This is a genomic window from Xanthomonas dyei, from assembly GCF_002939865.1.
In the GTDB taxonomy this organism is placed as follows: domain Bacteria; phylum Pseudomonadota; class Gammaproteobacteria; order Xanthomonadales; family Xanthomonadaceae; genus Xanthomonas; species Xanthomonas dyei.
Genome location: NZ_MDEE01000002.1, coordinates 133,748 through 158,423 on the forward strand (window position 1 = coordinate 133,748; position 24,676 = coordinate 158,423).

Genomic DNA, 24,676 nt, shown 5'->3' on the forward strand with positions numbered 1-24,676 from the left:
AAATCGGGCGCAGTACGCCAATTAAGGGCATACGCAGTTGAGCCCGCCACGGATGCACGCCTTTCCTCGTCGGGCAGGGGTTGCGACAATGGGGTTTCCGTCTTCCTACGAGCTGCCCATGCAATCGACGGCGATCGCCCCGTCCATCCTGTCCGCCGATTTCGCCCGTCTTGGCGAAGAGGTGAACAACGTCCTCAAGGCCGGCGCCGACTGGGTGCACTTCGACGTGATGGACAACCATTACGTGCCCAATCTGACCATCGGCCCGATGGTGTGCCAGGCCCTGCGCAAGCACGGCATCACCGCGCCGATCGACGTGCACCTGATGGTCGAGCCGGTGGACCGCATCGTGCCTGACTTCGCCGAGGCCGGCGCCACCACCATCAGCTTCCATCCCGAAGCCAGCCGCCACGTGCACCGCACCATCCAGCTGATCAAATCGCACGGCTGCCAGGCCGGGCTGGTGCTCAATCCGGCCACCCCGGTGGATATTCTCGATTGGGTGCTGCCGGAGCTGGACTTGGTGCTGGTGATGTCGGTCAACCCCGGCTTCGGCGGGCAGGCATTCATCCCATCGGCACTGGATAAATTGCGTGCCATCCGCAGCAAGATCGACGCGCTGGGCAAGCCGATCCGCCTGGAGATCGATGGCGGGGTCAAGGCCGACAATATCGGCGCAATTGCCGCGGCCGGCGCCGATACCTTCGTGGCCGGCTCGGCGATCTTCAATGCGCCCGACTATGCCGATGTGATCGCGCAGATGCGCGCAGCGGTGGACGCGGTGCGATGAGCGCGCCCACGCTGCAGATCCGCAGCGCCACGCCCGATGACGTGGTGCTGCTGCATGCGTTGATCACCGACCTGGCGGTGTACGAGCGCGAACCGGACGCGGTGAAAGCCACCCCCGACGATCTGCGTGCCAGCCTGTTAGGCGAGGGCGCCACTGCGCATGCGCTGATCTGCGAGCACGATGGCCAGGCATTGGGCTTTGCGGTGTATTTCTTCAATTACTCGACCTGGCTGGGCCGCAACGGCCTGTATCTGGAAGACCTGTTCGTGCGCCCGGAAGCGCGCGGCAAGGGTGCCGGTCTGGCGCTGCTGCGGCATCTGGCGCAGCTGGCGGTGCAGCGCGGCTGCGGGCGCTTCGAATGGTCGGTGCTGGACTGGAATCAACCGGCCATCGACTTCTACCAAGCCGTCGGCGCCCGCCCGATGGACGGCTGGACGGTGTACCGGCTCGATGGCGAGCGCCTGGCCGCATTTGCCGCGGGCGGTTAAGAGCGTCTGACAGATCGTCGCGAGCAGTCGACAGCTGGATGTGGATGGCGCACTCAGCGCCGGAATGTGCACGTGGTCGGTACCGTTCCGCGCAATGCCACGTCCGCCTGACGCTGAGCGCAGTCGTCTTGCTTGGTCGCTCCAAGCCCGGCATCGCACACAAAAGGAAGGCCGCCCCACCCGGAGCGGCCTTCAAGAAAATTGGAGGCTGATCCTGCCTCCGCCCGTCGTCCCTGCTATGGACTTCTACTCTCCGGGTCATCGATGACATGCCAATGACAGCCCGGTGGCATTACGTATTCACGATCCACCCATCGGCGCGCTGCTAGCCTGCGCGCACCACACACACCGCATCGGCAGCGCATGGCCCCGTCCCACTGGCGTCTGATCCTCAACGGCAAGTCCACCGACAATCTGGACCTGCGTGAGGCGGTGGGGGAGTTGCGCAACCGCGGCGTCCAGCTCGAGGTACGCGTTACCTGGGAAGAGGGCGACGCCGAGCGCTATGTCGCCGAAGCGGTCGCCGATGGCGTGCACACGGTGGTGGCGGCCGGCGGCGATGGCACCTTGAGCGAGGTGGCCGCCGCGCTCGCGCACCACGACGGCGATGCCGCCAGCCTGCCATCGCTGGGCCTGGTCCCGTTGGGCACCGCCAATGATTTCGCCGCGGCCGCCAATATCCCGATCGCGCCGCTCGATGCGCTGAGCCTGATTGCCGAGCGCCCCGCACAAGCGATCGATCTGTTGCGCTTGGACACCCCGCACGGCCCCCACTGGTGCGCGAATGTCGCCAGCGGCGGCTTCGGCACCCAGGTCACCGTGGAAACCGACGACGGCCTCAAAAAAATGCTCGGTGGCCTGGCCTACCTGATTACCGGCATGTCGCGGCTGGGCCGGATCGACCCAATCAGTGCCCGCTTTTCAGGGCCGGATTTCAGCTGGGAAGGCGAGTTCATCGCACTCGGTCTGGGCAACGGCCGTCAGGCCGGCGGCGGCCAGGCGCTGTGCCCGGAAGCGGTGATCGACGATGGCCTGCTCGACGTCACCATCGTGCCCGCGCTCAACGGCGAGGTGGCCGCCACGCTCGGCACCCTGGTCACCAGCGGCAAGCAGGCGGCGTTGGAACGCGTCGCCGTCCGCGCGCGGCTGCCATGGCTGGAAATCGTCTCGCATCAACCGCTCACGCTGAACCTGGATGGCGAGCCGGAAACCTCGCTGCATTTCCATATCGACTGCGTCCCGGCGCGGCTGCGGATGCATTTGCCGCTGGATTGCCCGTTGCTGAGTGCGTGAGCGCGGTGATTTGGGAGTCGGGATTGAGGATTGAGGATTGGGAAGTCGAATGTGGGATTTGGAAAACCTGATCCTGTAGTGCGCGCCGCTCAGAGTCCCTCTCCCGCCGGGAGAGGGGTTGGGGTGAGGGTCCCTGCGCCAACACCGATGCCGACACCAGAGGCACCTCGCCCTGCGACGGCTCAGGGCAGTGGCTGCCAACAGCGCAACAGGCGCACAACGACAGGCTCGCGTTGCCCGGAACGAGATACCAGTCCGAGTTGACAGACTCTGCCCGACAATACCCAAACCAACCCAAAGCGCCTTCGCAATTCGTACCGCCTCCGCCCGCGCACCTGCTGCCCTGAAGCGGCACTTGCGCTACAGTAGCGGCGTGTCCCGCCTGACGACCCCACGCTCCTTCTCTTCCGCTCGCCGCTGGTGGCGATGGTGGCCCGTTGCCGTCGTCCGCCCCGCCACAGAGTCCCGGAAGGAAAGTCGTCTTGATCACTGCAGAGCAGTTCCAGCGCCAAGCCGCTGAAGGTCACACCCGTATCCCCGTTGTCCGCGAAGTGCTGTCCGACCTGGACACGCCGCTCTCGGTCTATCTGAAGCTTGCCGACGGCGCCTACACCTATCTGTTCGAATCGGTCGAAGGCGGTGAGCGCTTCGGCCGCTATTCCATCATCGGCCTGCCGGCGCGGCGCGTATACAGCTTCCGCGGCCACACGCTGGAAGTCAGCGAACACGGCGAAGTCATCGATACCCGCGACGTCGCCGACCCGTTGGCCGAAGTCGACGCGCTGCGTGCCGAGCATTCGGTGCCGCAACTCGATGGCCTGCCCGGCTTCACCGGCGGGCTGGTGGGCTGGTTCGGCTTCGAATGCATCCAGTACATCGAGCCGCGCCTGGGCAGCGGCGACAAACCCGACGAACTGGGCACGCCCGACATCCTGCTGATGCTCTCCGAAGAGCTGGCGGTGTTCGACAATCTCAAGGGCCGGCTGTATCTGATCGTGCATGCCGACCCGCGTCAGCCGCAGGCGTATGTGCGCGCCAACCGCCGACTGGACGAGCTGGCGCATCGCCTGCGTCAGGGCGGCGCCGGGTATCCGCAGGCGCAGATTTCCGATGCCATCGACGAATCGGATTTCCATTCCTCGTTCACCCGCGAGGAGTACCACGCAGTGGTGCGCAAGGCGCAGGAATACGTGCGCGCCGGCGATATCTTCCAGGTGGTGCCATCGCAGCGCCTGCGTGTGCCGTTCCGTGCGCGCCCGGTGGATGTGTATCGCGCGCTGCGTGCGCTCAATCCCTCACCGTACATGTATTTTCTGGATGTCGGCGGCACGCAGGTGGTCGGCTCGTCGCCAGAAATCCTGGCGCGGCTGCGCGATGGTGTGGTCACCGTGCGCCCGATCGCCGGCACCCGCCCGCGTGGCGCAACGCCGGCGCTGGACAAGGCGCTGGAAGAAGAATTGCTGGCCGACCCGAAAGAGCGCGCCGAGCACGTGATGCTGATCGACCTGGGGCGTAACGATGTCGGCCGCGTTGCCGAACCGGGCACGGTCAAGGTGGGCGAGCAGTTCGTCATCGAACGCTATAGCCATGTCATGCACATCGTCAGCGAGGTCACCGGCACGCTCAAGGCCGGCCTCAATTACAGCGACGTGCTGCGCGCCACGTTCCCCGCAGGTACCGTCAGCGGCGCGCCGAAAATTCGTGCGCTGGAAATCATTCGCGAGCTGGAGCCGGTCAAGCGCAATGTCTACTCCGGTGCAGTTGGCTACATCGGCTGGCACGGCGATGCCGACACCGCCATCGCCATCCGCACCGCGGTCATCCAGGATGGCTATCTGTATGTGCAGGCCGGCGGTGGCGTGGTCTACGACTCCGACCCCGACCTGGAATGGCAGGAAACGATGAACAAGGGGCGCGCGCTGTTTCGTGCCGTCGCCCAGGCCGCAAAGGGGCTGTGATGGACGGGCAGGGCAGCGCCGCGCGCATCAGCTTTCGCAACGATTACAGCGAAGGCGCGCATCCGCGCGTCTTGCAGGCGTTGGTGCAAGCCAGTGCCGAGCAGAACGGCGGCTATGGCACCGATCGGTATAGCGAACGTGCTGCGGCATTGATTCGCACTGCCATCGCGCAACCGCAGGCTGCCGTGCAGTTGCTGGTGGGCGGCACGCAGACCAACCTGATTGCGATCAGTGCGTTCTTGCGCCCGCATCAGGCGGTGATTGCGGTCGAAGCAGCGCATATCGCCACGCACGAAACCGGTGCCATCGAAGCGACCGGGCATAAGGTACTCACGGTGCCGGCGCTGCACGACAAGCTGACGCCTGCATTGATCGCGCCAGTACTGGAGGTGCACAGCAACGAGCACATGGTGCAGCCGCGGCTGGTCTACATTTCCAATAGCACCGAAAGCGGCACTATCTATACGCGCGCCGAACTCGATGCACTGTCGCGCTTCTGTCGCGCACACGATCTGCTGCTGTATCTCGACGGCGCGCGGCTAGGGGCGGCACTCACCGCCAACGGCAACGATCTGGATCTACCGACGATTGCCGCGCTCACCGATGCGTTCTACATCGGCGGCACCAAGAACGGCGCGCTGCTCGGCGAAGCCTTGGTCGTGATCAACCCTGCCTTGCAGGCCGATCTGCGCTATCTGATCAAGCAACGCGGCGCATTGCTGGCCAAGGGCATGGTGCTCGGCGTGCAGTTCGCCACCTTGTTCGAAGATGGCTTGTTCTTCGCACTGGCCGCGCACGCCAACGCCATGGCGCAACGCCTGCGCGCCGGCTTGCTGGCAGCAGGCGTGGACTTCACCAGCGACTCGCCAACCAACCAGCAATTCATCGCCGTCACCGCGCAGCAGGCCGCGCAGATCGCGCAGCGCTACGACGTCGAGCGCTGGGAAACGCGCGCCGATGGGCGGCTGGTCATTCGCTTCGTGACCTCGTGGGCCACCACGGCCGATGCAGTCGATCGGTTGTATGCGGATGTTGCTGCGCTTCTGCAAAATCCCACATTTCAGGACCGTTTCTAGGACACAAGGATGATGACGATGAAAAGACTCGCAGGTTGGATGCTCGCTGGTGCACTGATGTTGCCTGTGATGGCATCGGCACAGATCAACACCCTGCCTTCGCAGCCGCACTTGCTGGTGAAGGGGCAAGCATTTCGTACCGTCGATCCGGATCGTTTCATCGTCGATCTCAAGATCAGCAAAATCGACCTGCAGCCAGATCTGGCACGGCAGTTCGTCGAAGAGCGCGCCAAGCAGGTCTTGCAAGGGCTTCAGCGCAATCACGTGATGAAGGATTCGCTCTACGCCTCAGCACTGTCGATCTCTCCGCAATCTCGCTATGAGAACGGCAAGCTGGCCTTCCAGGGAACCCAGGTGGAGCGCAAGATTCGCGGCACATTCACGTCCTTGAAGGATGTGCGCGCCTTCCTCGGCGGACTGGATGCCAACGAGAATGTCCAGGTGCTGTCGATGCAGACAGCGTTCGCCGATGCGGCCGCATTGCGTGCAGCACTCAAGCGCGAAGCGGCCACGCAGTCACGCGAATCTGCCCAGGGTCTGGCCGCTGCCTACGGTGTTCGACTTGGCGGGATCTACAGCATCTCCGATGTCGCCCCCAGTTTTGCCTATGGCGTCGAAGCAGGTACCTGGTCTTCCCCCGCAGTGCCCAGGCCGGGCTCGGTGGTATCGCCGCCTTCGCCACCGGCACCGCCCCCTCCGCCGCCACCTGCTCCAGGCGCGGGTGCCCAAGGTCTTGGTGAAAGCCTGCTGACCGGCACCATCACCTATACCGAATACATCTATGCGGTCTTCCTGATCGCGCAATGAGTCCCTTGCCATGCTGCTGATGCTCGACAACTACGACAGCTTCACCTACAACCTTGTGCAGTACCTGCAGGCGCTGGGTGCCGAGGTCACGGTGGTGCGCAACGATGCGATGCGCGTCGATCAGATCGCCGCGCTCAAGCCCGAGCGCATCGTGATCTCGCCTGGCCCTTGTACGCCCAACGAGGCCGGTATCTCGCTGCAATTGATCGAGCAGCTCGGTCAGACCACGCCCATCCTCGGCGTGTGCCTGGGTCACCAGAGCATCGGCCAGGTGTATGGCGGCGATGTGATCCGCGCCGGCAACATCATGCACGGCAAGACCTCGCCGATCCGCCATGAGGGCAAGGGCGTGTTCGCCGGCCTGCCGGACAGTTACCAGGCCACGCGCTATCACTCGCTGGTGGTGGACAAGACCACCCTGCCGGATGCGCTGGAAGTCACCGCGTGGACCGAGAACCCGGATGGCTCGGTGGAAGAGATCATGGGCCTGCGCCACCGTCAGTTTCCGGTGGAAGGCGTGCAATTCCATCCCGAGTCGATCCTGACCCAGCACGGTCATGCCCTGCTGAAAAACTTTCTGGAGCGGTGATCGCGATGGGCGCTACGCGTGTTGCCGCTGGCGGTGCAGCTCGTCTGGACAGCGATGCATCCGCATGGCACTCCCGCGTCGGCACGCTTGCCTACGGCGCAATACAGAGTGGATCGCTGACCGCTTCGCTGCAGTACACAGACAGCGAAGCCGGCGCTGAGCAAGGCCTGCACGCTGCGCAACTCCCCAAGGCCGCTTCATGATGAACATGTCCAACGACAGCATGCATTTCTACGAACCGGCGCACGGCCACGGGCTGCCACACGACCCGTTCAATGCCATCGTGGGCCCGCGCCCGATCGGCTGGATTGGCTCGCGCAGCGCCGAGGGCATCGCCAATCTGGCGCCGTATAGCTTCTTCAACGCCTTCAACTACACCCCGCCGATCGTCGGTTTTGCCAGCATCGGCCGCAAGGACAGCTTGCGCAATATCGAAGCGACCGGTCAGTTCACCTGGAATCTGGCCACGCGTCCGCTCGCCGAAGCAATGAACGCGAGCGCGGCGATGGTGCCGTCGGAGGTCGACGAGTTCGCGCTTGCCGGCTTGCAGATGGCGCCGTCGCGTTTGATCGATGCGCCGCGTGTGGCGGCAAGCCCGGTCAGTTTCGAATGTCGGTTGAGTCAATTGGTGCAGCTGCACAGTGCAAGTGGTCAGGCTGTAGAAACCTGGCTGGTGCTTGGCGAAGTGGTGGGCGTGCATCTTGCGCATGCCGCGCTCGATGACGGCATCTACGACCCGGCCAAGGTGCAGACCATTCTGCGTGCCGGTGGCCCGGCCGATTATTTCGAAGTGCAGCCGCAGGCGCGCTTCCGCATGCGTCGGCCCGGCCAATGACCGGCTGACCGCGTCGATTCGGTCCTGCGCACCTGGCCGCCTCTGCCAGCTCTGCGCGGTGATCACGGCGCGACACACTGCAAGCCCCGCTTGCAGCCGTTTTTCTTCTGTTTATGGCCGTTCCCATGCCCATCACGCCCCAAGAAGCCCTGCAACGCACCATCGAACACCGCGAAATCTTCCACGATGAAATGGTGGATCTGATGCGGCAGATCATGCGCGACGAAGTCTCCGACACGATGGTCGCTGCCATCCTCACCGGGCTGCGGGTCAAGAAGGAAACCATCGGCGAGATTGCCGGTGCCGCTACCGTGATGCGCGAGTTCTCGCGCCGCGTGGAGGTGAGCGATCGCCAGCACATGGTCGATATCGTCGGTACCGGCGGCGATGGGTCGCATACGTTCAACATCTCCACCTGCGCGATGTTCGTGGCCGCCGCCGGCGGTGCCAGGGTGGCCAAGCACGGCAACCGCAGCGTCTCATCCAAATCCGGCAGCGCCGACGCGCTGGAAGCCCTCGGCGCGGTGATCGAACTGCAGCCCGAGCAGGTCGCCGCATCGCTGGCGCAGACCGGCATCGGCTTCATGTACGCGCCGGTGCATCACCCGGCCATGAAGGTGGTGGCACCGGTGCGCCGCGAAATGGGCGTGCGCACCATCTTCAACATCCTGGGCCCGCTCACCAATCCGGCCGGTTCGCCCAACATCCTGATGGGCGTGTTCCATCCGGATCTGGTCGGCATCCAGGCGCGCGTGTTGCAAGAGTTGGGCGCCGAACGCGCCTTGGTGGTGTGGGGGCGCGACGGCATGGACGAACTCTCGCTCGGTGCCGGCACCCTGGTGGGCGAATTGCGCGACGGCCAGGTGCGCGAATACGAAGTGCATCCGGAAGATTTCGGCATTGCCATGTCGGCCAGCCGCAACCTCAAGGTCGCCGATGCCGCCGAGTCGCGCGCGATGCTGCTGCAGGTGCTGGATAACCTGCCTGGCCCGGCACTGGATATCGTTGCGCTCAACGCCGGCGCTGCACTGTACGTCGCCGGCGTTGCCGACAGCATCGCCGAGGGCGTGGTGCGCGCCCGCGCCGTGCTGGCCGACGGCTCGGCGCGCGCCCGACTGGACGCATATGTCGCCTTTACGCGCCAGGTCGGCGCATCGCACTGACCAGGCATCCCGCCACGTTGCGGCAATCACGCGGCGGCATCCTCACCCTTCCACTGACATGCTGCGTACGTTTGCGTGCAGCTGCGGCCCGTTGTGGCCATCTTGACCGATAATGCCCGCCCGCCAGGACCCGATACGATGAGCGATATCCTCAACACCATCCTCGCCCGCAAGGCCGACGAAGTCGCCGAGCGCAGTGCGCGCGTGCCGCTGGCCGAGCTGATCGCACGCAGTGCGGACCTGCCGCTCACGCGCGGTTTCGCCGCGGCCATGCAGGCCAGCATCGCGGCCGGCGACCCGGCCGTGATCGCCGAAGTGAAGAAGGCCAGCCCGTCCAAGGGCGTGATCCGCCCCGATTTCCACCCTGCCGACATCGCGGTCAGCTACGAATTCGGCGGTGCCAGTTGCCTGTCGGTGCTGACCGACGTGGATTTCTTCCAGGGCGCCGATGCCTACCTGCGCCAGGCGCGGGATGCCTGCACGCTGCCGGTCTTGCGCAAGGATTTCACCGTCGACCCCTACCAGGTCTACGAAGCGCGCGTGCTGGGTGCCGACTGCATTCTGTTGATCGTCTCGGCGCTGGAAGACGCGCAGCTGGCCGATCTGTCCGGATTGGCGATGCAGCTGGGGCTGGACGTGCTGGTGGAAGTGCACGACATCGACGAGCTCGAGCGCGCGTTGCAGGTGCCGGTGCCGCTGATCGGCATCAACAACCGCAATCTGCGCACCTTCGAGGTGTCGCTGCAGACCACGCTGGACATGCGCGCCGCGGTGCCACGCGACCGCATCCTGGTCACCGAAAGCGGCATCGTCACCCATGCCGATGTCCAGTTGATGCGCAGCCATGGTGTGAACGCGTTTCTGGTCGGCGAGACCTTCATGCGCGCACCCGAACCCGGCGAGTCGCTGCGTCAGCTATTCTTCGCGCATGACTGAGTCGTTTCCCGCACCGCGCGACGATGCGCCGCTGGTGGTCTTCGATTTCGACCACACCTTGTACGACGGCGATTCCGGCAGCCATCTGTTTGCCTGGTTGATCAAGCGCAATCCGCTGCGGCTGCTGGTCGCGGTATTGGCCTCGCCGATTCTCGGACCCATGGTGGCGATGTTGCCCACCCGCCGCCGCGGCGTGTCCGGCTACGTCTGGATCGCCACCTTCGGCCTGCATCGTGCGCGCGAGTTCAATCGCTTCATCGACGCTTACGTGCTCAAGCACGAAGCGCAGATCCGGCAGCGTCTGCTTCCGCATGCATTGAAAGTCTTCACCGACCATCGTGCTGCCGGCGATCGCGTGGTGGTCGCCACCGGCGCGCCGCCCGAGCTTGCGCGCGCGATTCTCGGATTCGTCGCCCATCAGGACGTGCCGGTGATCGGCAGCCTGGTGGGGCCGCGGCTGGGCGCAGTCACTGCGCGGCGTCACTGCCACAACGAAGAAAAGATGCGCATGTTGCGCGAACGCGGCTATGCCGATATCGCCATCGCGTATTCGGACAGCACCGCAGACTTGCCGTTGTTGAAGGCCGCACGCGCACCGGTGGTGGTCAATCCCAAGGCCAATCGCGAAGACCTGTTCCGTCAGGTGCTGCCCGCCGGCACGCCGATCCTCAACTGGGGTTGCCGCGACCGTGGTGGCAAGGCGCTCTGAGACAGGCGCAAGCCTCTATGTGGCGGACTGTGTGCAAACGGCAAAGACATCGCGCCCAGTCCGGCTACCGGCTACCGGCTACCAGACTCGTAAGTGATTAGTCGGCACGCACATGAGCTCGCTGCAATCAACGGATCGTCAGGACTGTGATGCAGTCGCGGTGCAGACCGTGCGGCCTGATCGGTTGAAAACAGTCTTATAATTGGTATCGCGCAAAACTGCACCGCTGCGACATACCAAGCGAGCGCAAAAGCACATCAGGCACTGCCCTGATTTTGCCGTCTCGGCATGCAGCCAGTGCACCAGGCACTGGCTGCACCGTGTGCTTAGCGCGTGCCGTACAACACGACAGTCTTGCCGCGTGCATGCAGCAAGCCATCGGCCTGCAGCTTCTTGAGCACACGTCCGGCCATCTCGCGCGAGCAACCGACCAGGCGCGCCAACTCCTGCCGCGACACACGCAGCTGCGTGCCCTGCGGGTGACTCATCGCCTCCGGCTCCTTGGACAGATCGTGCAAGGTGCGCACGATGCGGTCGGTCACATCCAGGAACGCCAGGCGGCTGGCTTTCCTTGTGGTGTCGAGCAGTCGTTTCGAAAGCTGAACCCCCAGCGCGTACAGGATGCGGGGGGCATCCGGCGACAAGCTGGTCTGAAACAGCTGCTGCAGGCGCTCGTAGCTGATCTCTGCCAACTCGCACTGGGTGCGGGTGCGCAGGATCACTTCGCGCGTATCGGACTCGATGAACAACCCCATCTCGCCGACGAACTCGCCGCTACCGAAGTAGCCCAGCACCAACTCACGATCGTCATCTTCCTCGGCAATGATGCTTACCGAGCCGCTGATGACGTAGTAGAGGGTGCCGGCCGGGTCTCCTGGCCTGAACACATCGGTCCGGGTCGGATAGCGCCTGCGGTGGCTGTGCGCCAAAAAACGCTCAATGGTGCCCGCGTCCAGCGCCAGTAAGGGGGTAGCGTTACGTACCGTCGTGGTGACAACCGTCGTGTTTCCTGGGCTCATGGTAGTTCCGCGTGTAATTCCTGAAGCTTAACGGCATGAGTCATGCAAGGTAAACCATTCTTAACATCGGCATTTCGTTGCTGGGATCTTTGGCTCATAATTGACTCCTTTCCCGCTTTCCATAAGGACAGACCGACGTGGTCAAGCCGTTGCCTCGCCTGAGGCTACAGGGGTTCAACAACCTCACCAAGGCGTTGAGCTTCAACATCTACGACGTCTGTTATGCGCGTACCGAAGAGGAGCGTCAGCGCTACATCGAGTATATCGATGAGCAGTACGACGCCGATCGTCTGACGCAGATCCTGACCGATGTGGCCGAGATCATTGGCGCCAACATCCTCAATATCGCACGTCAGGACTACGATCCACAGGGCGCATCGGTGACGATCCTGATCTCGGAAGAGCCGGTGATCGACAAGAAGCAGGCCGGCAAGGAGCTCATCTCCGACGCTGTGGTTGCCCATATGGACAAGAGCCATATCACTGTCCATACATATCCGGAGACGCATCCGCAGGAAGGTATCGCCACCTTCCGCGCCGACATCGACGTCGCCACCTGTGGCGTCATCTCGCCGCTGAAGGCGCTGAACTACCTGATCGAGAGTCTGGAATCGGACATCGTGATCATGGATTACCGCGTGCGCGGCTTCACGCGCGATGTGAAGGGTAAAAAGCACTACATCGATCACAAGATCAACTCGATCCAGCATTTCCTCGCCAAGAACGTGAAGTCGCGCTACGAGATGTTCGACGTCAACGTCTATCAGGAAAATATCTTCCACACGAAGATGCACCTGAAGGATTTCGACCTGGACCAGTACCTGTTCGAAGAGCGTGCCAAGAACCTCTCGTTCAAGGAGCGCATGAAGATCGAAACGCTGCTCAAGCGCGAGATCGAAGAGCTTTTCCACGGGCGTAACCTGAGCGAGTAATCGTCAAGAACGACCGGTTGCGCGCCCGTTCGCAGGTGCGACAACGACTCAAGGCGGGACGGCCCGCCACGCGATGACCTCGCGTTCCACAGCCGACGGCGGCCCAGTGTGCAGACACTGGGTCGCTTTTTTTTGTCCGTTTTTCTGTTGAGGAGTACTGCAATGCCCTGGATCTATCTCGTACTGGCCGGCCTGTTCGAAATCGGCTTCGCCATGGGTCTGAAATACAGCGACGGCTTCACGCGGCTGTGGCCAACCGTGCTGACGATCGGCTTGGCCGGCACCAGCCTGTGGTTCTTGACCCAGGCGCTGAAGACCATTCCGGTCGGCACCGGCTACGCGATCTGGACCGGTATCGGTGCACTGGGTGTGACCATTGCCGGCATCGCATTGTTCGGCGACAGCGCATCGTGGTCGCGTCTGGCTTGCATCGGGCTGATCGTCGCCGGTGTGGTCGGATTGAAGTTGTTCGGTTAGTCAGCCCCGCTACGCGGGCCTGCTCCCCAAGGTTTGCTTCGCAAATCTTGGGCCCCGACTTCGCTGCTACCTATCCCCGCGCCCTCGGCCGTGGCCATGCCCGCTTCGCGGGCCTGACCCCCAAGGTTGCTTCGCAAATCTTTAGGCCCCGACTCCGTGGCTGCCTATCCCCGCGCTTATCAGCGCGCCCCTTAACAAAGGGGGCTTTGCCCCAGTTGGGTGCTGCGGGGCGTGATGCGATGTTTTAGCAGGCGACGAGTCTCGTGTTGCTCTTTATGGCCCGCTTTCGCTGCGATTGCTGCTAGGGATTTCGACTCCGTCGCTGCTTCTTGCTGCTGGTTGGGCGCAGCCATGTTGTGCTGGGTGGTTGCTGTTTTCGAAGAGGTTGCTTGGACGGCAGGCTTCATTTCGCGATGACTTTCGGCTCGCGTTGCAGCGGTGTTTCTCACTCTACGGTGCGCGCGTCACTGCAGGCCGGAACCTGCTCGCCAGCCGCCAGCCGCCAGCCGCGAATGCCAAATCTCCTAAAACCGATAAGCAACCGTCTTCATCAGCTTGGAGGCCAAAGCCATGGCGGTGGGGATGGGGGGCGGGAGGATGCGGGCGCCGGCTTGTTCGGCCTGGTCGGCGTGGCGGGCTTCGTCGATCTTCATTACGCGCAGGATCGCGCGGCTGCGTTGGTCGATCTCCGGCAGGGTCTCCAGGTGTTCGTCCAGATGGGCTTCCACCTGGCGCTCGGTCTCGACCACGAAGCCCAGGCTCCAGTCGTCGCCGCGCAGCCCGGCCAGGGCGCCTAACGCGTAGCTGCCGGTATACCAGACCGGGTTGAGCAGGCTGGGGCGGCTGTCCAGCTCATGCAGGCGATCCGCGCACCAGGCCAGATGGTCGGTTTCTTCCTGCGCGGCTTCCAGCAGGTGATGCTGGGTGTGCGCGTCGCGGGCGACTGCCGCCTGGCCGAAGTACAGGCCTTGCGCACAGACCTCGCCGACATGGTTGATGCGCATCAGCCCGGCGGCATGGCGTCGCTGCTCTGGTTGCAATACGACATCGGGGGTGTCGGCAGCGGGGTTGGGGCGCTCGGCGGGCGGGTTGCCGAAGACGGTCTCCAGCGCGCGCTGGGCTTCGACCAAGAGTCGATCGAGCGGGCTGTGCAGTCGGGTAGGGGAGGTCTTGGTCATGGCGCGATTCTGGCGCCCGGCCGATCCGCTGCCAACCGCCTTGACCCCGACAGGCGCGCGACTTGCGCCGCTGCGGGCTGACGCGTACAATCCCGCCTCTTATGTTCCGCCTTCACAACGCGTGGCAAAGTTCCAGCGGTCATCGCCGCTGCAATCCGCCCGACTACTCAAGAGCTTCCTCATGACTACGTTCACCGCCAAGTCCGAGACCGTCCAGCGCGACTGGTATCTCGTTGACGCCGCCGGCAAGACGCTTGGCCGTCTCTGCACCGAACTGGCTAGCCGCCTGCGCGGTAAGCACAAGCCGATCTATACCCCTCACGTCGATACTGGCGATTACCTCGTGGTGATCAATGCCGAAAAGATCGTGGTCACGGGCAATAAGCTGAAAGACAAGAAGTATCACCGCTTCACCGGCTACATCGGTAATTTGAAGACCGAGAGCCTGGAGCAGGCGCTGCAGCGCCACCCGGAGCGCGTGATCGAAATCGCCGTCAAGGGCATGTTGCCGAAGGGCCCCCTGGGCCGCACCATGTACCGCAAGCTCAAGGTGTATTCGGGTGCCGAGCATCCGCACGCCGCCCAGCAGCCGCAAGTTCTGGATATCTAATCATGGCTATCACGCAAAACTACGGCACTGGCCGCCGCAAGTCCTCCACCGCTCGCGTGTTCCTGCGCAAGGGTACCGGCAAGATCACCGTCAACGACCGTCCGCTGGATGAGTTCTTCGGCCGTGAGACGGCGCGCATGATCGTGCGTCAGCCGCTTGAGCTCACCAAGAACACCGAAAGCTTCGACATTCTGGTCACCGCCTCCGGCGGCGGCACCACCGGTCAGGCCGGTGCGATTCGTCTTGGCATTTCCCGTGCGCTGGTCGAGTACGACGAAACCCTGAAGTCCGAGCTGCGCAAGGCTGGATTCATGACTCGCGACGCCCGTGAAGTCGAGCGTAAGAAGGTCGGTCTGCACAAGGCCCGTCGCGCGACCCAGTTCTCCAAGCGCTAATTCATTGCGTTTGCTGCGTCCCGGCTTGCTGGGGCGCCTGCTTCAAAAGCCCGGCAATGCCGGGCTTTTGTCGTTTCGGCGTGTGTCGGTTGGACTGTTTGAAGGCAGCGAGGCGACTGCTCTAATGTTGGTCCCGGTCCGCCGGGGTCATTGGATGGCACGGGTCTCGGTGGTTCGGTGGTTCGGTGCGCCGGGGTCGTGGGCGGTGCCTGGCAGGTGATGTGCATTCACGCGCGTGCGCGCCGATGACGAAGATTCCATCCCGGCCCGTTACGTCTATCGTAGGCTCCGATGCGCGACCGTGCCCGATGTCACTCAGGTGACAAGGGCTTTAGGAGTTGTGCATTCCCCCGGTAGGCAATGGCCGAATACAGCGCGCGGCATCTGCGTGTGAGCCAAATGCTGTGTCGAGATTCGGATCATCTGCATATGGCGCAGGCAACAAAAAAGGCCCGATCTTTCGATCGGACCTTTCGTGTTTGGCTGCCCCGGATGGATTCGAACCACCGAATGCCTGAGTCAGAGTCAGGTGCCTTACCGCTTGGCGACGGGGCAATAAAAACGTGTTGTCCCAGAGTATAGCACGCCTGTGCAGGCCTGAATACCGTGGTGGCTATGGGTGGACTCGAACCACCGACCCCAGCATTATGAGTGCTGTGCTCTAACCGGCTGAGCTACATAGCCTAGGGAGCCGGCAATTCTCGCGATGCGCCTGGGTGTTGTCAAGTATTTCGTTTTCAGCTTGTGAGCCGGGCGTCGCCGTGGCAGAGTCGGTGACAGTAGATTTTCAGGAGTCCGCATCGTGATCGATCCGGACGGCTTCCGGCCAAACGTTGGCATTGTGCTGATGCGGAAGGACGGTCAGGTGTTCTGGGCACGACGTGTGCGCAGGGACGGCTGGCAGTTCCCGCAAGGTGGCATGAACACTGATGAGACGCCCGTCGAAGCCATGTACCGCGAGTTGCGCGAAGAAACCGGGTTGTTGCCCGAGCATGTGGAATTGCTCGGCGCCACACCTGGATGGCTACGCTATCGCCTGCCGAGCCGGGCGGTCCGCCGCAATGAGCGGCAGGTGTGTATCGGCCAGAAGCAGGTGTGGTTCCTGCTGCAGTTCACTGGCGACGAGTCCCATCTCAAGCTCGACCACACCGATACCCCCGAGTTCGACCATTGGCGCTGGGTGGATTTCTGGTACCCGGTCGAGCACGTGGTGATCTTCAAGCGTGGTGTCTATGCGCGGGCGCTGCGGCATCTGGCGCCGCTTGCGCAGAATCTGGCAGGCCCTGCGGCGGTCGGTGCGATGCCCGAGCGTGCGCTGGAAGCGTGGCTGCCGGGTAGCAGTGCGGCCGGCCACGACAGTCCGCGCAAGCGTCCACGCAAGCGCGGCGGGCCTTCGCACGCACGGATTAATAATGATTAACGTTTGGAATTGACACCTATTCTCGTTTGCGGTGCAATCAGCACCGGTCCTCTCCGGATCGCCAGCACCCGACCGATACCGTGTACGTCTGCATCTGTAATGGGGTCACCGACCACCAGATCCGCGAAGCGGCCGAAAACGGCTGCGCCAGTTTGGCCGAGCTGACCATGCGCACGGGCTGTGGCTCCAACTGCGGCTCATGCCTTGAGATGGCCGGCGACCTGCTGAGCAAGGCGCACGCAACCCGTGCGTTGCCGCTGCCGTTGCTGGGTCTGGCAAGCGCCGCTTGATTGGTGGGGGTGCGCCTTGCGCGCCTCCAACAGGTAATGCGTCTCTGAGTGCGCTGGTGGCTTGAGCCACTGTTGGGACGCAAGTGTTGCGTCGAGCAGTGCCCTGGCTCGTCCCGCACCTCTCAGTCACCCGCGATACGGCATGTGCGGCTTTGCCGCATGCCCCGGCGGCAGCACGCAACTGATCACGATTCGCGTTCCTTCATGCGCCGCGCCAACGCGTTAGAGTGCGGCCGGCTCACTGTCTCGGAGACATCGCATGAAGGGCGATACCAAAGTCATCGAGTACCTCAACAAGGTGCTCTACAACGAACTCACTGCGATCAACCAGTATTTTCTGCACGCCAAGATGCTGAAGAACTGGGGCCTGAAAGAACTGGCCGAGCATGAGTACAAAGAATCCATCGACGAGATGAAGCATGCGGACAAGTTGTCCGACCGCATTCTTTTTCTCGAAGGGCTGCCCAATTTTCAGGCGCTGGGCAAGCTGCGTATCGGTGAAAACCCGACCGAGATGTTCCGCTGCGACCTGACGCTGGAGCGCGAAGCGGTCGCGGTGTTGCGCGAAGCGGTGGCGTATGCGGAAACCGTCAACGACTACGTCAGCCGCCAGTTGCTGGTGGACATCCTGGAGTCGGAAGAAGAGCACATCGACTGGTTGGAAACCCAGCTGGATCTGGTGGCGCGCATCGGCGAGCCCAATTACCTGCTGACCAAGCTGGACGACTGATCGCGCTCGGCGCGGTGCTGGTCGGCGTTGTGTCGGGAACAGCGCAGATGGTGGGTTCGCTAGCGCATGCAATGCTGGTGAGCATGCAAGCGCGGCGGGCGATGGGTGCGTGTTGTGCTGCAGCTGCTTGGCTGCATATGGCTTCGCGCGTACCCGCACCCCAACCCCTCTCCAGGCCCGAGAGGGGCCAGATTTTTCTTCCGGTGCGGGATTTCTTTGACTGCATTGCCTAGTCGGTTCTTGTCGCCGGGGCTTGGCTTGCTCGGCTCAGCCGGCTGCGCGGGTTGCCGCTTGCAGGCGGGCGACCTGGCCTAGCAGGGCCAGGCGCGCGCGGGCGTATTCGGCGATGACCAGGGCCACCATCACCGAGGGGCGTTCGATGGTGCCGGTGCGGGCGGCCAGTTCGATGCGCCGCGCAGCGTTGGACACGGCCTGGGCGCCGACGTTGGCGCTGGACGATTTGAGCGTGTGGGCCAGGTCGCGCAGCTGCATGCTGTCGCGGTTGGCGGCCGCTGTTTCGAGTCGCTCGATGATGCCAGGGGCATCGTCCAGGAACAGCTGCAGGATGGTGATGGTGTCGGCGCCGGCCACTTCGTACAGCTCGTCGATCACGCTGCTGTCCAGGATCGGCAGGGCGCGTGCCTGGGCGACTGCGCTGGCGCTTTCGGGATCGACCGGGGCTGCGCCGCTGGTCGGGCCGGGCAATAGCGGCTGACGCGGCAGCCAGCGCTGCAGGCAGGCATCGAGTTGTTCGCGGGCGACTGGCTTGGAGAGGTAGTCGTCCATGCCGGCGGCCAGGCAGCGTTCGCGGTCGCCGGCCATGGCGTTGGCGGTCATCGCCACGATCGGGATCGGGCGGCCGCCGCCTTCGGTTTCCATCGCGCGCCAGCGGCGGGTGGCGGCATAACCGTCCAGCACCGGCATCTGGCAATCCATGAAGACCATGTCGTAGCGGGTGGATTCCATGCTGCTCAGCGCGGCCTCGCCGTCGGTGGCGGTGTCGGCCTCGAAGCCCAGCACCGCCAGCAGCTTCTGCGCGACCAGCAGGTTCACCGGGTTGTCCTCGACCAGCAGGATGCGTACCTCGCGCGCATTGGCCATCGGGGCCGGCAGCGGTTCGGGGATCATCGCTGCGGCCAGCGCATGCACGGGCTTGGAATCGGGCGGCAGCACCAGCGTCCGCAGTACCTCGTCCGGGCTCTGACGCGGCACCAGGGTGGCGTTGTCCTGCAGTTCGGACGGCACCGGTTCGTCGCCGTAGAGCCAGATCAGCTTGGAGCCGCTGGCATCCTCCGGGTGGGCCAGCGCGCGATGCACGGCGCGCGCGCTGTAGCGCAGCGTGTCGTGGTCGGCGATGACGCAGCGGAAGCCTTCCCCATCGCTGTGGCGGCGCACGCGTTCCAGCGCTTCCTGGGTGGTTTCCATCAGCACGTGCGATACGCCCCAGCTGTCGAGCAGGCGCTTGAGCCGCTGCGACAGTCGTGCGTCGGAGCTGATCACCATCACCCGTGCCGCATCGGCGCCGGTGCTCTGCTGCAGGTCGCCGATGACCTTGAGCAGCGGGATCTCGAACCAGAACGTGGCACCGCGCCCGGGTTCGGATTCCACGCCGATGCGCCCGCCCATCAGATCGATGATGCGCTTGCAGATCGCCAGGCCCAGCCCGGTGCCGCCGTACAGGCGAGTGGTGGAGGCGTCGGCCTGTGCGAAGGAGCGGAATAGACGGGCCTGCTGATCCGGTGCGATGCCGATGCCGGTGTCGCGCACCTGGAACCGCAGCAGGTGCTGGGCGCGGGTTTCGCCCAGGCGGCGCAGCTGGATATCGATGCTGCCACGCTCGGTGAACTTGATCGCATTACCGATCAGGTTGCCCAGCACCTGGCGCAGGCGGATCGGGTCGCCGCGCACCAGCAGGCGCACCGACGGTTCGATGTCCAGGCCCAGGCGCAGTTGGCGGCTTTCGGCGGTGCGTTGCAGCAGCTGCACCACACCGTCGAGCAACTCGCGCAGGTTGAAGGTGGTGATCTCCAGTTCGAGCTTGTTCGCTTCGAGCTTGGAGTAGTCGAGGATGTCGTCGACGATGCGCAGCAGCTGCAGCGAACTGCCGGTGGCGGTCTGCAGCATGTCGCGCTGGTCCAGGCTGAGCTGGCCGCTGGAGATGAGCTCCAGCATCGGAATGATGCCGTTGAGCGGGGTGCGGATCTCGTGGCTCATGGTGGCCAGAAATTCGCCCTTGGCCAACGTCGCGGCTTCGGCTGCCTGTTTGGCGCGCAGCAGCTCCTGTTCGAGTTCGCCGTGGCGTTGCAGTTCCTGTTGCAGGCGTTCGCGGGCAACTTCCGCCTCGTCCAGGCGCTGCGCCAGGCCTTGCTGGGCGCGGGCGCTGCGTTGGGCGGCGACTGCCGCGCACAGGGCAGACACCACGGCCAGTGCCGCAGCGATGGCGGTGAGCGCGCGCCACGGCCCCTGGATGTCGCTCCACTGCAGGCCTGCGCCCACCGCTGCGGTGAGTGCGGTCACCGTGGCCAAAGCGCTCCAGGCGCGAAGGCCTCCTGCCTGCGCCGTCATTTAGAGCACCGCGTTCGTGAAGTCGAAATCCAGTTCCTTGCCGACGGTCTGCACCAGGTTGCCCTGGATGAAATCCACGCCGCTCATCCACATCGCAGCGGCCGCCTGCGGGTCTTCGATGCGCTGGCCGATGATCAACAGGCCACGCTGATGGGCGATATCGATGACGCTGCGCAGTTCGTCGCGCACTGCGGCATTGCCATGCGCATCGGCAAAGCGGTTGGCCATGCGCACGAAACTCAGCGGCAACTGGCTAAGCAGCGCGTTGGCTTCGTCGCCGGGTTCGAACTGGCTCAGGCAAAACTGCACGCCGGCCGGCATCAGCTTGGCGCAGAACTGCTGCACGGTGACCGCATGGATCAGGGCGTCGTCCAGCCGCAGGTCCACGATCAGCGATTGCCCGGCCACGCCGCGTTCGACCAATGCCTCGATCAACCAGTCGGCAAACGCATCGCGCGCCAGCGTGCGCGGCGATTGCGAAACGAACAGGCGCAGCGGCGGGCTGGCGTGCTGATACAGATGCAGCAAGCCAAGCGCGTGATCCATGACCTGCTGGTCCAGATCGGCGATGCGTCCGGCCGCCTCGGCGGCAGGGATCACCTGGCCAGCCGACAGCAGCGTGCCGTCGGCCTGGCGCAGCCGCAGCAGCACCTGGTATTGCGCGGTGTCGCCGCCGGCCACTGCCACGATGGGCTGATAAGCCAATTCGAGCTGGCCTTCGACCAGGCGCAGTTGCTCCTGTTGCTCGGCCTGGCTGGACGCCAGGTAGGTCTGCACGCCGTCGCTGCGCAGGCGTGCCTGCAGCGCGGTGCGCTCGACCGCTTCCAGCGCGCTGCCGGTGTCGTCGAAGCCCAGCCCCAGCGGCGCGGCGCCGATGGCGCAGCGCACATGCACCGATTCTTCTTCGCGCACCGGGAAGGCGTTGGCCGAAAGCCGCTCGCGGATGTCCAGCGCGCGTTGTTCCAGACTGGCCTCGTCCATCTCCACGGCCAGCAGCAGGAAGCTGTTGTCGTTCAAGCGCGCCAGCGGATACGGCTGGGCGGCACTGGCCAGACGATGCCCGGCTTGGGTCATCAGGCGTTCGTAGGCGGCGTAGCCGTAGCGTTCGCGCAGGCCGAGTGCGCTGGCGATCTCGATGAAGAACAGGCCGCCGGATTGTTTGCGCTCCAGCGCATCGGCGAGCAGTTCCATCACATGGCCGCGCGTGGGCAAACCGGTTTCCGGGTTGCTGCGCACGCTGACCTGCTCGCCGGCCAGCTGCAGCGCCTGTTGGCGCGCGCGGCGGATGCGGTTGGACACCGCGGCGATCAGGTGGCGCGGGCGGATCGGTTTGGTGAGGAAATCGTCGGCGCCGCTGTCGAGCACTTCGAACTGACGCTCCGGGTCGGGGTCGCCGGTGAGGAACACGATCGGCAGCAGCTGCTGACCCGGCTGCTGGCGGATCAAGGTGGTCAGGCGGATGCCGTCCAGCTCGGGCATGTGCAGGTCCATCAGGATCAGATCCGGGTGATAGTCCTGGATCGCCTGCGGCACGCTGGCGGCGGTCATTTCGACCTGCGCGTGCATGCCGGCGCCATGCAGCACGCTCTGTGCGAACAAGGCCTGGGAGCGGTCGTCTTCGACGATCAAGACCCGATACGGCGCATCGGCCGCGACAGTGTCGCCGCCATCGGTGTTGACTGCGGGCGCCGCGGAGGACGGCGCCGTCGCAACACGCGTGGCGCCGGCATTGGCCGTAGCACGCGCCGGTGCAATGGATGCCGCATGGCTGGGAAGATTGGCCGCGGCGGGCGCGGGAATGATGGCCGCACTCACCGGCGCGCTGTCATCGGGTGCGCTGGCGGCCTCGTCGGCCCAGCGACGCCAATAGTCGGCTGGCGGCGTCTCGGCGCGCAGCGGGCGATTACGCGTGGCGGTGTCGTCACGGGTGGTGAAAGGAACCGGATCTCGGGCGGCCATCGATACTCCCTGCAGTCGCGATGATTATGCGATGAACTTCACGATAGCGGGGAGCGGCGTGCAGCCGGCGTGCTCGAAGCGCGCATTGGCGCGACCAGCCGGCGCATACCACGCCACAACAATCGCCACACCCACCACACCACCAGCGCGACCAACACGCTGGACCCCACTGCCAGACTCAATGCCAACCACGGATGCGCCAAGGCCAGGGCCAACGCAGTGGTGGCGATGGTGTCTTCGGCCAGTGACGCGACCCAGTTGCTGGCCGGCTCCGGCGAAGTGTTGAGCAGTGCGCGGGTGCCGGCCTTGAGCGTGTGGCTGGTCAACGCCACGCCAGCGCCGGCTGCCAGCGCGCCCGCGCCCAGGTCGCCATCCGGCGACAGCGTGGCGGCGGCCAGAAACGCGCCGGCCGGCACCCGCGCCAAGGTTTGCAGCAGATCCCAGCCCGAATCCACGCCGGGAATCTTGTCGGCAAAGAATTCGGCCACCGCCAACGCGCCGGAGGTGCCCAGCACCCACCACGATTGCGCCGGATGCAAGGCCGGCGGCAGCTCGATCCAGCCGAGCAGGCCGGCCAGGCCGACGCCGAACACGGTGAGGTAGACGCGGATGCCGGCCAGCCAGGCCAGCAGGATGCCGATCACGAACAGATGGGCTTCGCTCATGGCGTTGCTTCCTGCGAACAATGCGGAACTATCGGATAACGGGCGGCTCAGCGCCAGCGCGACGGCCGGCGAGGCTCTGGCACACTACGCCGCCGCCACAGCGCCGGCCTGTCCGGACCCGATGCCCATGAGACCAGCCGCACGCGTTCACATCGTCCAACGGGAGTCGGGCGCTGGCCCTTCCAGCGGCCGCTGGCTGTGGATCGTGGTCGTCCTGCTCTGGCTGGCCTCGCTGGGCGCGGTGTGGTGGATGGCCAGTCGCACCGCGGCGCCACGCCTGGTCGAGGCCGAGACGGCCTTGCAGCAGGCCCAGCGCAGCCAGGCCCAGCAGCGCCGGCTGATCGAACAATTGCAGCAGCGCCAGGTCAATCTGGCGATGTCCGACAAGATCAGCCGCGCCGCCAATACCGAAGTGCAGGCCTCGCTGGCCGAGCGCGACGAGCAGATCGCCGCGCTGCGCGCCGATGTGGCCTTCTACGAGCGGCTGGTGGGCTCCACCGCGCAGCGCAAGGGGCTCAATGCGCACTCGGTGCAGTTCACCGCCGAAGCCGGCGGGACCTGGAATTACAGCGTGGTGCTGACCCAGAACCTCAACCGTGGCACGATCAGCCAGGGCCAGCTGCGCTTTGCGGTGGAAGGCGTGCGCGCCGGCAAGCTGGTGACGGTGAGCTGGAACGAGCTGCACCAGAAGCCCGATGCCGCCGCGCAGCCGTATTCGTTCCGCTATTTCCAGCAGTTGGACGGCAGCGTGATCCTGCCGAAGGATTTCACTCCGCAACGTGTCAAAATCTCCCTGAGCGGCGACGGGGCGCCGGTCAATCAGACATTCGATTGGAAAGTCGCCGGCAATGGCGCGGGGGAGCAGCTCATGTTCGGAAACAAGTCCAACCGTGGTGCGCAGACCGTGGTCGATACCTTGATCGGGCCGCAGGTGGTGATCCGCGGCGACCTGACCTTCAGCGGTGGCCTGTATGTGGAAGGCCGCATCCTGGGCAAGGTGATTGCCGAAGACGGCGCCAGCGCGATCCTGACCGTGGCCGAGCAGGGCAGCATCGAGGGCGAAGTGCGTGCGCCGGTGGTGATCATCAATGGTCAGCTGACCGGCGACGTGCATGCGGCCGAGCGGGTCGAGCTGGCCGCCAATGCGCGGGTACAGGGCAACGTGCACTATCAAGTGGTGGAAATGAGCGCCGGTGCGCAGCTCACCGGGCGGTTGATCCATGCCGCCACGGCGGGTGCGACCGCCGCACTGCCGGCCCCGGAAGGCAGCCGTACCGAGCCGGTCAAGGCCCTGCGGGCCGAAACCGCCGAGGCCTGAGCGGGCACGCGGCTGAAGCGCGGGCGCCTTGCGGGCACGATCAACTTGAAGTGGGGCCGCTTGGCCCCCATGCTGACGCCATGAGTACGCTCGTTTCGCTTCCCACTGCCGCCCCGGCCCCGGACTACCAGTCCATCGACCGGCCGCTGAACTTTTCTGGAGCTGCCGCCGCCAAGGTGCGCGAGCTGATCCAGGAAGAGGGCAACGCCGAGCTGGCGTTGCGCGTGTATATCCAGGGAGGCGGGTGTTCCGGCTTCCAGTACGGTTTCGAGTTCGACGAGAACCGCGCCGAAGACGATCTGGCCGTGGCCACCGATGGGGTGACGCTGTTGGTCGACCCGCTGAGCTTGCAATACCTGATGGGCGCCGAGGTGGATTACACCGAGAGCCTGACCGGCGCGCAGTTCGTGATCCGTAACCCCAATGCCAAGACCACCTGCGGGTGCGGTAGCAGCTTCAGCGTCTGAGGTTGTT

Annotated in this window: 25 protein-coding genes, 2 tRNA genes and 1 pseudogene; 21 read left to right on the forward strand and 7 right to left on the reverse strand. The window is 64.6% G+C overall.

From position 1 onward, the window contains the following. Positions 1 to 118 precede the first annotated feature (118 nt). From rpe to XdyCFBP7245_RS03210, 11 genes are all read left to right on the forward strand, one after another. Positions 119 to 790 (forward strand): ribulose-phosphate 3-epimerase, encoded by a 672-nt coding sequence (gene rpe / locus XdyCFBP7245_RS03160; protein WP_104614356.1) that lies wholly within the window; start codon positions 119 to 121, stop codon positions 788 to 790. Then, positions 787 to 1,278, forward strand: a complete 492-nt coding sequence (locus tag XdyCFBP7245_RS03165) for a GNAT family N-acetyltransferase (protein ID WP_104614357.1) — start codon at positions 787 to 789, stop codon at positions 1,276 to 1,278. The genes rpe and XdyCFBP7245_RS03165 overlap by 4 nt, the downstream gene beginning before the upstream one ends. A gap of 363 nt (positions 1,279 to 1,641) precedes the next feature. Continuing rightward, a complete protein-coding gene (gene yegS / locus XdyCFBP7245_RS03170; RefSeq protein WP_104614358.1) occupies positions 1,642 to 2,571 on the forward strand; it encodes a lipid kinase YegS in 930 nt (309 codons plus the stop codon). 482 nt (positions 2,572 to 3,053) lie between these two features. Continuing rightward, a complete protein-coding gene (gene trpE, locus XdyCFBP7245_RS03175; RefSeq protein ID WP_104614359.1) occupies positions 3,054 to 4,529 on the forward strand; it encodes an anthranilate synthase component I in 1,476 nt (491 codons plus the stop codon). Then, positions 4,529 to 5,605, forward strand: a complete 1,077-nt coding sequence (locus tag XdyCFBP7245_RS03180) for a threonine aldolase family protein (protein WP_104614360.1) — start codon at positions 4,529 to 4,531, stop codon at positions 5,603 to 5,605. Before trpE ends, XdyCFBP7245_RS03180 begins: the two co-directional genes overlap by 1 nt. Before the next feature lie 18 nt (positions 5,606 to 5,623). After that, positions 5,624 to 6,412 (forward strand): SIMPL domain-containing protein, encoded by a 789-nt coding sequence (locus XdyCFBP7245_RS03185; RefSeq protein WP_104614361.1) that lies wholly within the window; start codon positions 5,624 to 5,626, stop codon positions 6,410 to 6,412. Between the two features lie 10 nt (positions 6,413 to 6,422). Then, on the forward strand, positions 6,423 to 7,001 hold the full coding sequence (locus tag XdyCFBP7245_RS03190) for an anthranilate synthase component II (RefSeq protein WP_104614362.1): 579 nt from the start codon (positions 6,423 to 6,425) through the stop codon (positions 6,999 to 7,001). 202 nt (positions 7,002 to 7,203) lie between these two features. Next, complete coding sequence (locus XdyCFBP7245_RS03195; protein ID WP_104614363.1) at positions 7,204 to 7,836, forward strand: flavin reductase family protein; 633 nt, start codon at positions 7,204 to 7,206, stop codon at positions 7,834 to 7,836. A 125-nt stretch (positions 7,837 to 7,961) separates the two neighbouring features. After that, entirely contained in the window at positions 7,962 to 8,999 is a 1,038-nt protein-coding gene (gene trpD / locus XdyCFBP7245_RS03200) for an anthranilate phosphoribosyltransferase (protein ID WP_104614446.1), read from the forward strand. A 138-nt stretch (positions 9,000 to 9,137) separates the two neighbouring features. Continuing rightward, a complete protein-coding gene (gene trpC, locus XdyCFBP7245_RS03205) occupies positions 9,138 to 9,935 on the forward strand; it encodes an indole-3-glycerol phosphate synthase TrpC (RefSeq protein ID WP_104614364.1) in 798 nt (265 codons plus the stop codon). Further along, positions 9,928 to 10,644: a haloacid dehalogenase-like hydrolase gene (locus tag XdyCFBP7245_RS03210; protein ID WP_104614365.1), complete on the forward strand. Its 717-nt coding sequence runs from the start codon at positions 9,928 to 9,930 to the stop codon at positions 10,642 to 10,644. Before trpC ends, XdyCFBP7245_RS03210 begins: the two co-directional genes overlap by 8 nt. A gap of 326 nt (positions 10,645 to 10,970) precedes the next feature. Here XdyCFBP7245_RS03210 and crp read toward each other — a convergent pair whose 3' ends face one another. Then, the gene (crp, locus tag XdyCFBP7245_RS03215) at positions 10,971 to 11,663 is read right to left on the reverse strand and encodes a cAMP-activated global transcriptional regulator CRP (protein ID WP_104614366.1); all 693 of its coding nucleotides are present in this window, start codon (positions 11,661 to 11,663) and stop codon (positions 10,971 to 10,973) included. Positions 11,664 to 11,800: 137 nt separating this feature from the next. On the opposite strand from crp, the gene speD reads away from it, so the two are divergent. Beyond that, positions 11,801 to 12,595, forward strand: a complete 795-nt coding sequence (gene speD / locus XdyCFBP7245_RS03220; RefSeq protein WP_005990692.1) for an adenosylmethionine decarboxylase — start codon at positions 11,801 to 11,803, stop codon at positions 12,593 to 12,595. Positions 12,596 to 12,757: 162 nt separating this feature from the next. Further along, the gene (locus XdyCFBP7245_RS03225; protein WP_104614367.1) at positions 12,758 to 13,072 is read left to right on the forward strand and encodes a DMT family transporter; all 315 of its coding nucleotides are present in this window, start codon (positions 12,758 to 12,760) and stop codon (positions 13,070 to 13,072) included. A gap of 524 nt (positions 13,073 to 13,596) precedes the next feature. Here XdyCFBP7245_RS03225 and coq7 read toward each other — a convergent pair. Further along, complete coding sequence (coq7, locus tag XdyCFBP7245_RS03230) at positions 13,597 to 14,250, reverse strand: 2-polyprenyl-3-methyl-6-methoxy-1,4-benzoquinone monooxygenase (protein ID WP_104614368.1); 654 nt, start codon at positions 14,248 to 14,250, stop codon at positions 13,597 to 13,599. A 181-nt stretch (positions 14,251 to 14,431) separates the two neighbouring features. Here coq7 and rplM point away from each other — a divergent pair, with 181 nt between their 5' ends. Then, complete coding sequence (gene rplM, locus XdyCFBP7245_RS03235) at positions 14,432 to 14,860, forward strand: 50S ribosomal protein L13 (protein ID WP_006451009.1); 429 nt, start codon at positions 14,432 to 14,434, stop codon at positions 14,858 to 14,860. Between the two features lie 2 nt (positions 14,861 to 14,862). Continuing rightward, on the forward strand, positions 14,863 to 15,255 hold the full coding sequence (gene rpsI, locus XdyCFBP7245_RS03240) for a 30S ribosomal protein S9 (RefSeq protein ID WP_055853228.1): 393 nt from the start codon (positions 14,863 to 14,865) through the stop codon (positions 15,253 to 15,255). Between the two features lie 480 nt (positions 15,256 to 15,735). On the opposite strand, the gene XdyCFBP7245_RS03245 is transcribed toward rpsI, so the two are convergent. Together XdyCFBP7245_RS03245 and XdyCFBP7245_RS03250 are read right to left on the reverse strand one after the other, a co-directional pair. After that, a tRNA-Gln gene (locus XdyCFBP7245_RS03245) sits at positions 15,736 to 15,810 on the reverse strand. A gap of 52 nt (positions 15,811 to 15,862) precedes the next feature. After that, positions 15,863 to 15,939, reverse strand: a tRNA-Met gene (locus XdyCFBP7245_RS03250). Positions 15,940 to 16,057: 118 nt separating this feature from the next. Here XdyCFBP7245_RS03250 and XdyCFBP7245_RS03255 point away from each other — a divergent pair. From XdyCFBP7245_RS03255 to bfr, 3 genes are all read left to right on the forward strand, one after another. Further along, positions 16,058 to 16,675, forward strand: a complete 618-nt coding sequence (locus XdyCFBP7245_RS03255; RefSeq protein WP_104614369.1) for an RNA pyrophosphohydrolase — start codon at positions 16,058 to 16,060, stop codon at positions 16,673 to 16,675. An 80-nt stretch (positions 16,676 to 16,755) separates the two neighbouring features. Next, a complete protein-coding gene (locus XdyCFBP7245_RS03260) occupies positions 16,756 to 16,965 on the forward strand; it encodes a (2Fe-2S)-binding protein (RefSeq protein ID WP_104614370.1) in 210 nt (69 codons plus the stop codon). 259 nt (positions 16,966 to 17,224) lie between these two features. Next, positions 17,225 to 17,695 carry a bacterioferritin gene (bfr, locus tag XdyCFBP7245_RS03265; protein WP_055853222.1) on the forward strand — a complete coding sequence of 157 codons (471 nt, stop codon included), beginning with the start codon at positions 17,225 to 17,227 and terminating at the stop codon, positions 17,693 to 17,695. 267 nt (positions 17,696 to 17,962) lie between these two features. Here bfr and XdyCFBP7245_RS03270 read toward each other — a convergent pair whose 3' ends face one another. Genes XdyCFBP7245_RS03270 through XdyCFBP7245_RS03280 form a run of 3 tightly spaced genes read right to left on the reverse strand, consistent with a single transcriptional unit; the run spans position 17,963 to position 22,884 of the window. Beyond that, the gene (locus XdyCFBP7245_RS03270; RefSeq protein WP_104614447.1) at positions 17,963 to 20,221 is read right to left on the reverse strand and encodes an ATP-binding protein; all 2,259 of its coding nucleotides are present in this window, start codon (positions 20,219 to 20,221) and stop codon (positions 17,963 to 17,965) included. Positions 20,222 to 20,260: 39 nt separating this feature from the next. Beyond that, the gene (locus XdyCFBP7245_RS03275; protein WP_170068479.1) at positions 20,261 to 22,219 is read right to left on the reverse strand and encodes an EAL domain-containing protein; all 1,959 of its coding nucleotides are present in this window, start codon (positions 22,217 to 22,219) and stop codon (positions 20,261 to 20,263) included. A gap of 38 nt (positions 22,220 to 22,257) precedes the next feature. Beyond that, positions 22,258 to 22,884: a DUF4126 domain-containing protein gene (locus tag XdyCFBP7245_RS03280; RefSeq protein WP_104614371.1), complete on the reverse strand. Its 627-nt coding sequence runs from the start codon at positions 22,882 to 22,884 to the stop codon at positions 22,258 to 22,260. 127 nt (positions 22,885 to 23,011) lie between these two features. Here XdyCFBP7245_RS03280 and XdyCFBP7245_RS03285 point away from each other — a divergent pair. From XdyCFBP7245_RS03285 to erpA, 3 genes and pseudogenes are all read left to right on the forward strand, one after another. Further along, a pseudogene (locus tag XdyCFBP7245_RS03285) lies at positions 23,012 to 23,746 on the forward strand (DUF6776 family protein); the annotation flags it as partial. 6 nt (positions 23,747 to 23,752) lie between these two features. Next, the gene (locus XdyCFBP7245_RS03290) at positions 23,753 to 24,202 is read left to right on the forward strand and encodes a bactofilin family protein (protein ID WP_104614449.1); all 450 of its coding nucleotides are present in this window, start codon (positions 23,753 to 23,755) and stop codon (positions 24,200 to 24,202) included. 80 nt (positions 24,203 to 24,282) lie between these two features. Beyond that, entirely contained in the window at positions 24,283 to 24,669 is a 387-nt protein-coding gene (gene erpA, locus XdyCFBP7245_RS03295; RefSeq protein WP_055853212.1) for an iron-sulfur cluster insertion protein ErpA, read from the forward strand. The last annotated feature ends 7 nt before the right edge of the window (positions 24,670 to 24,676 follow it).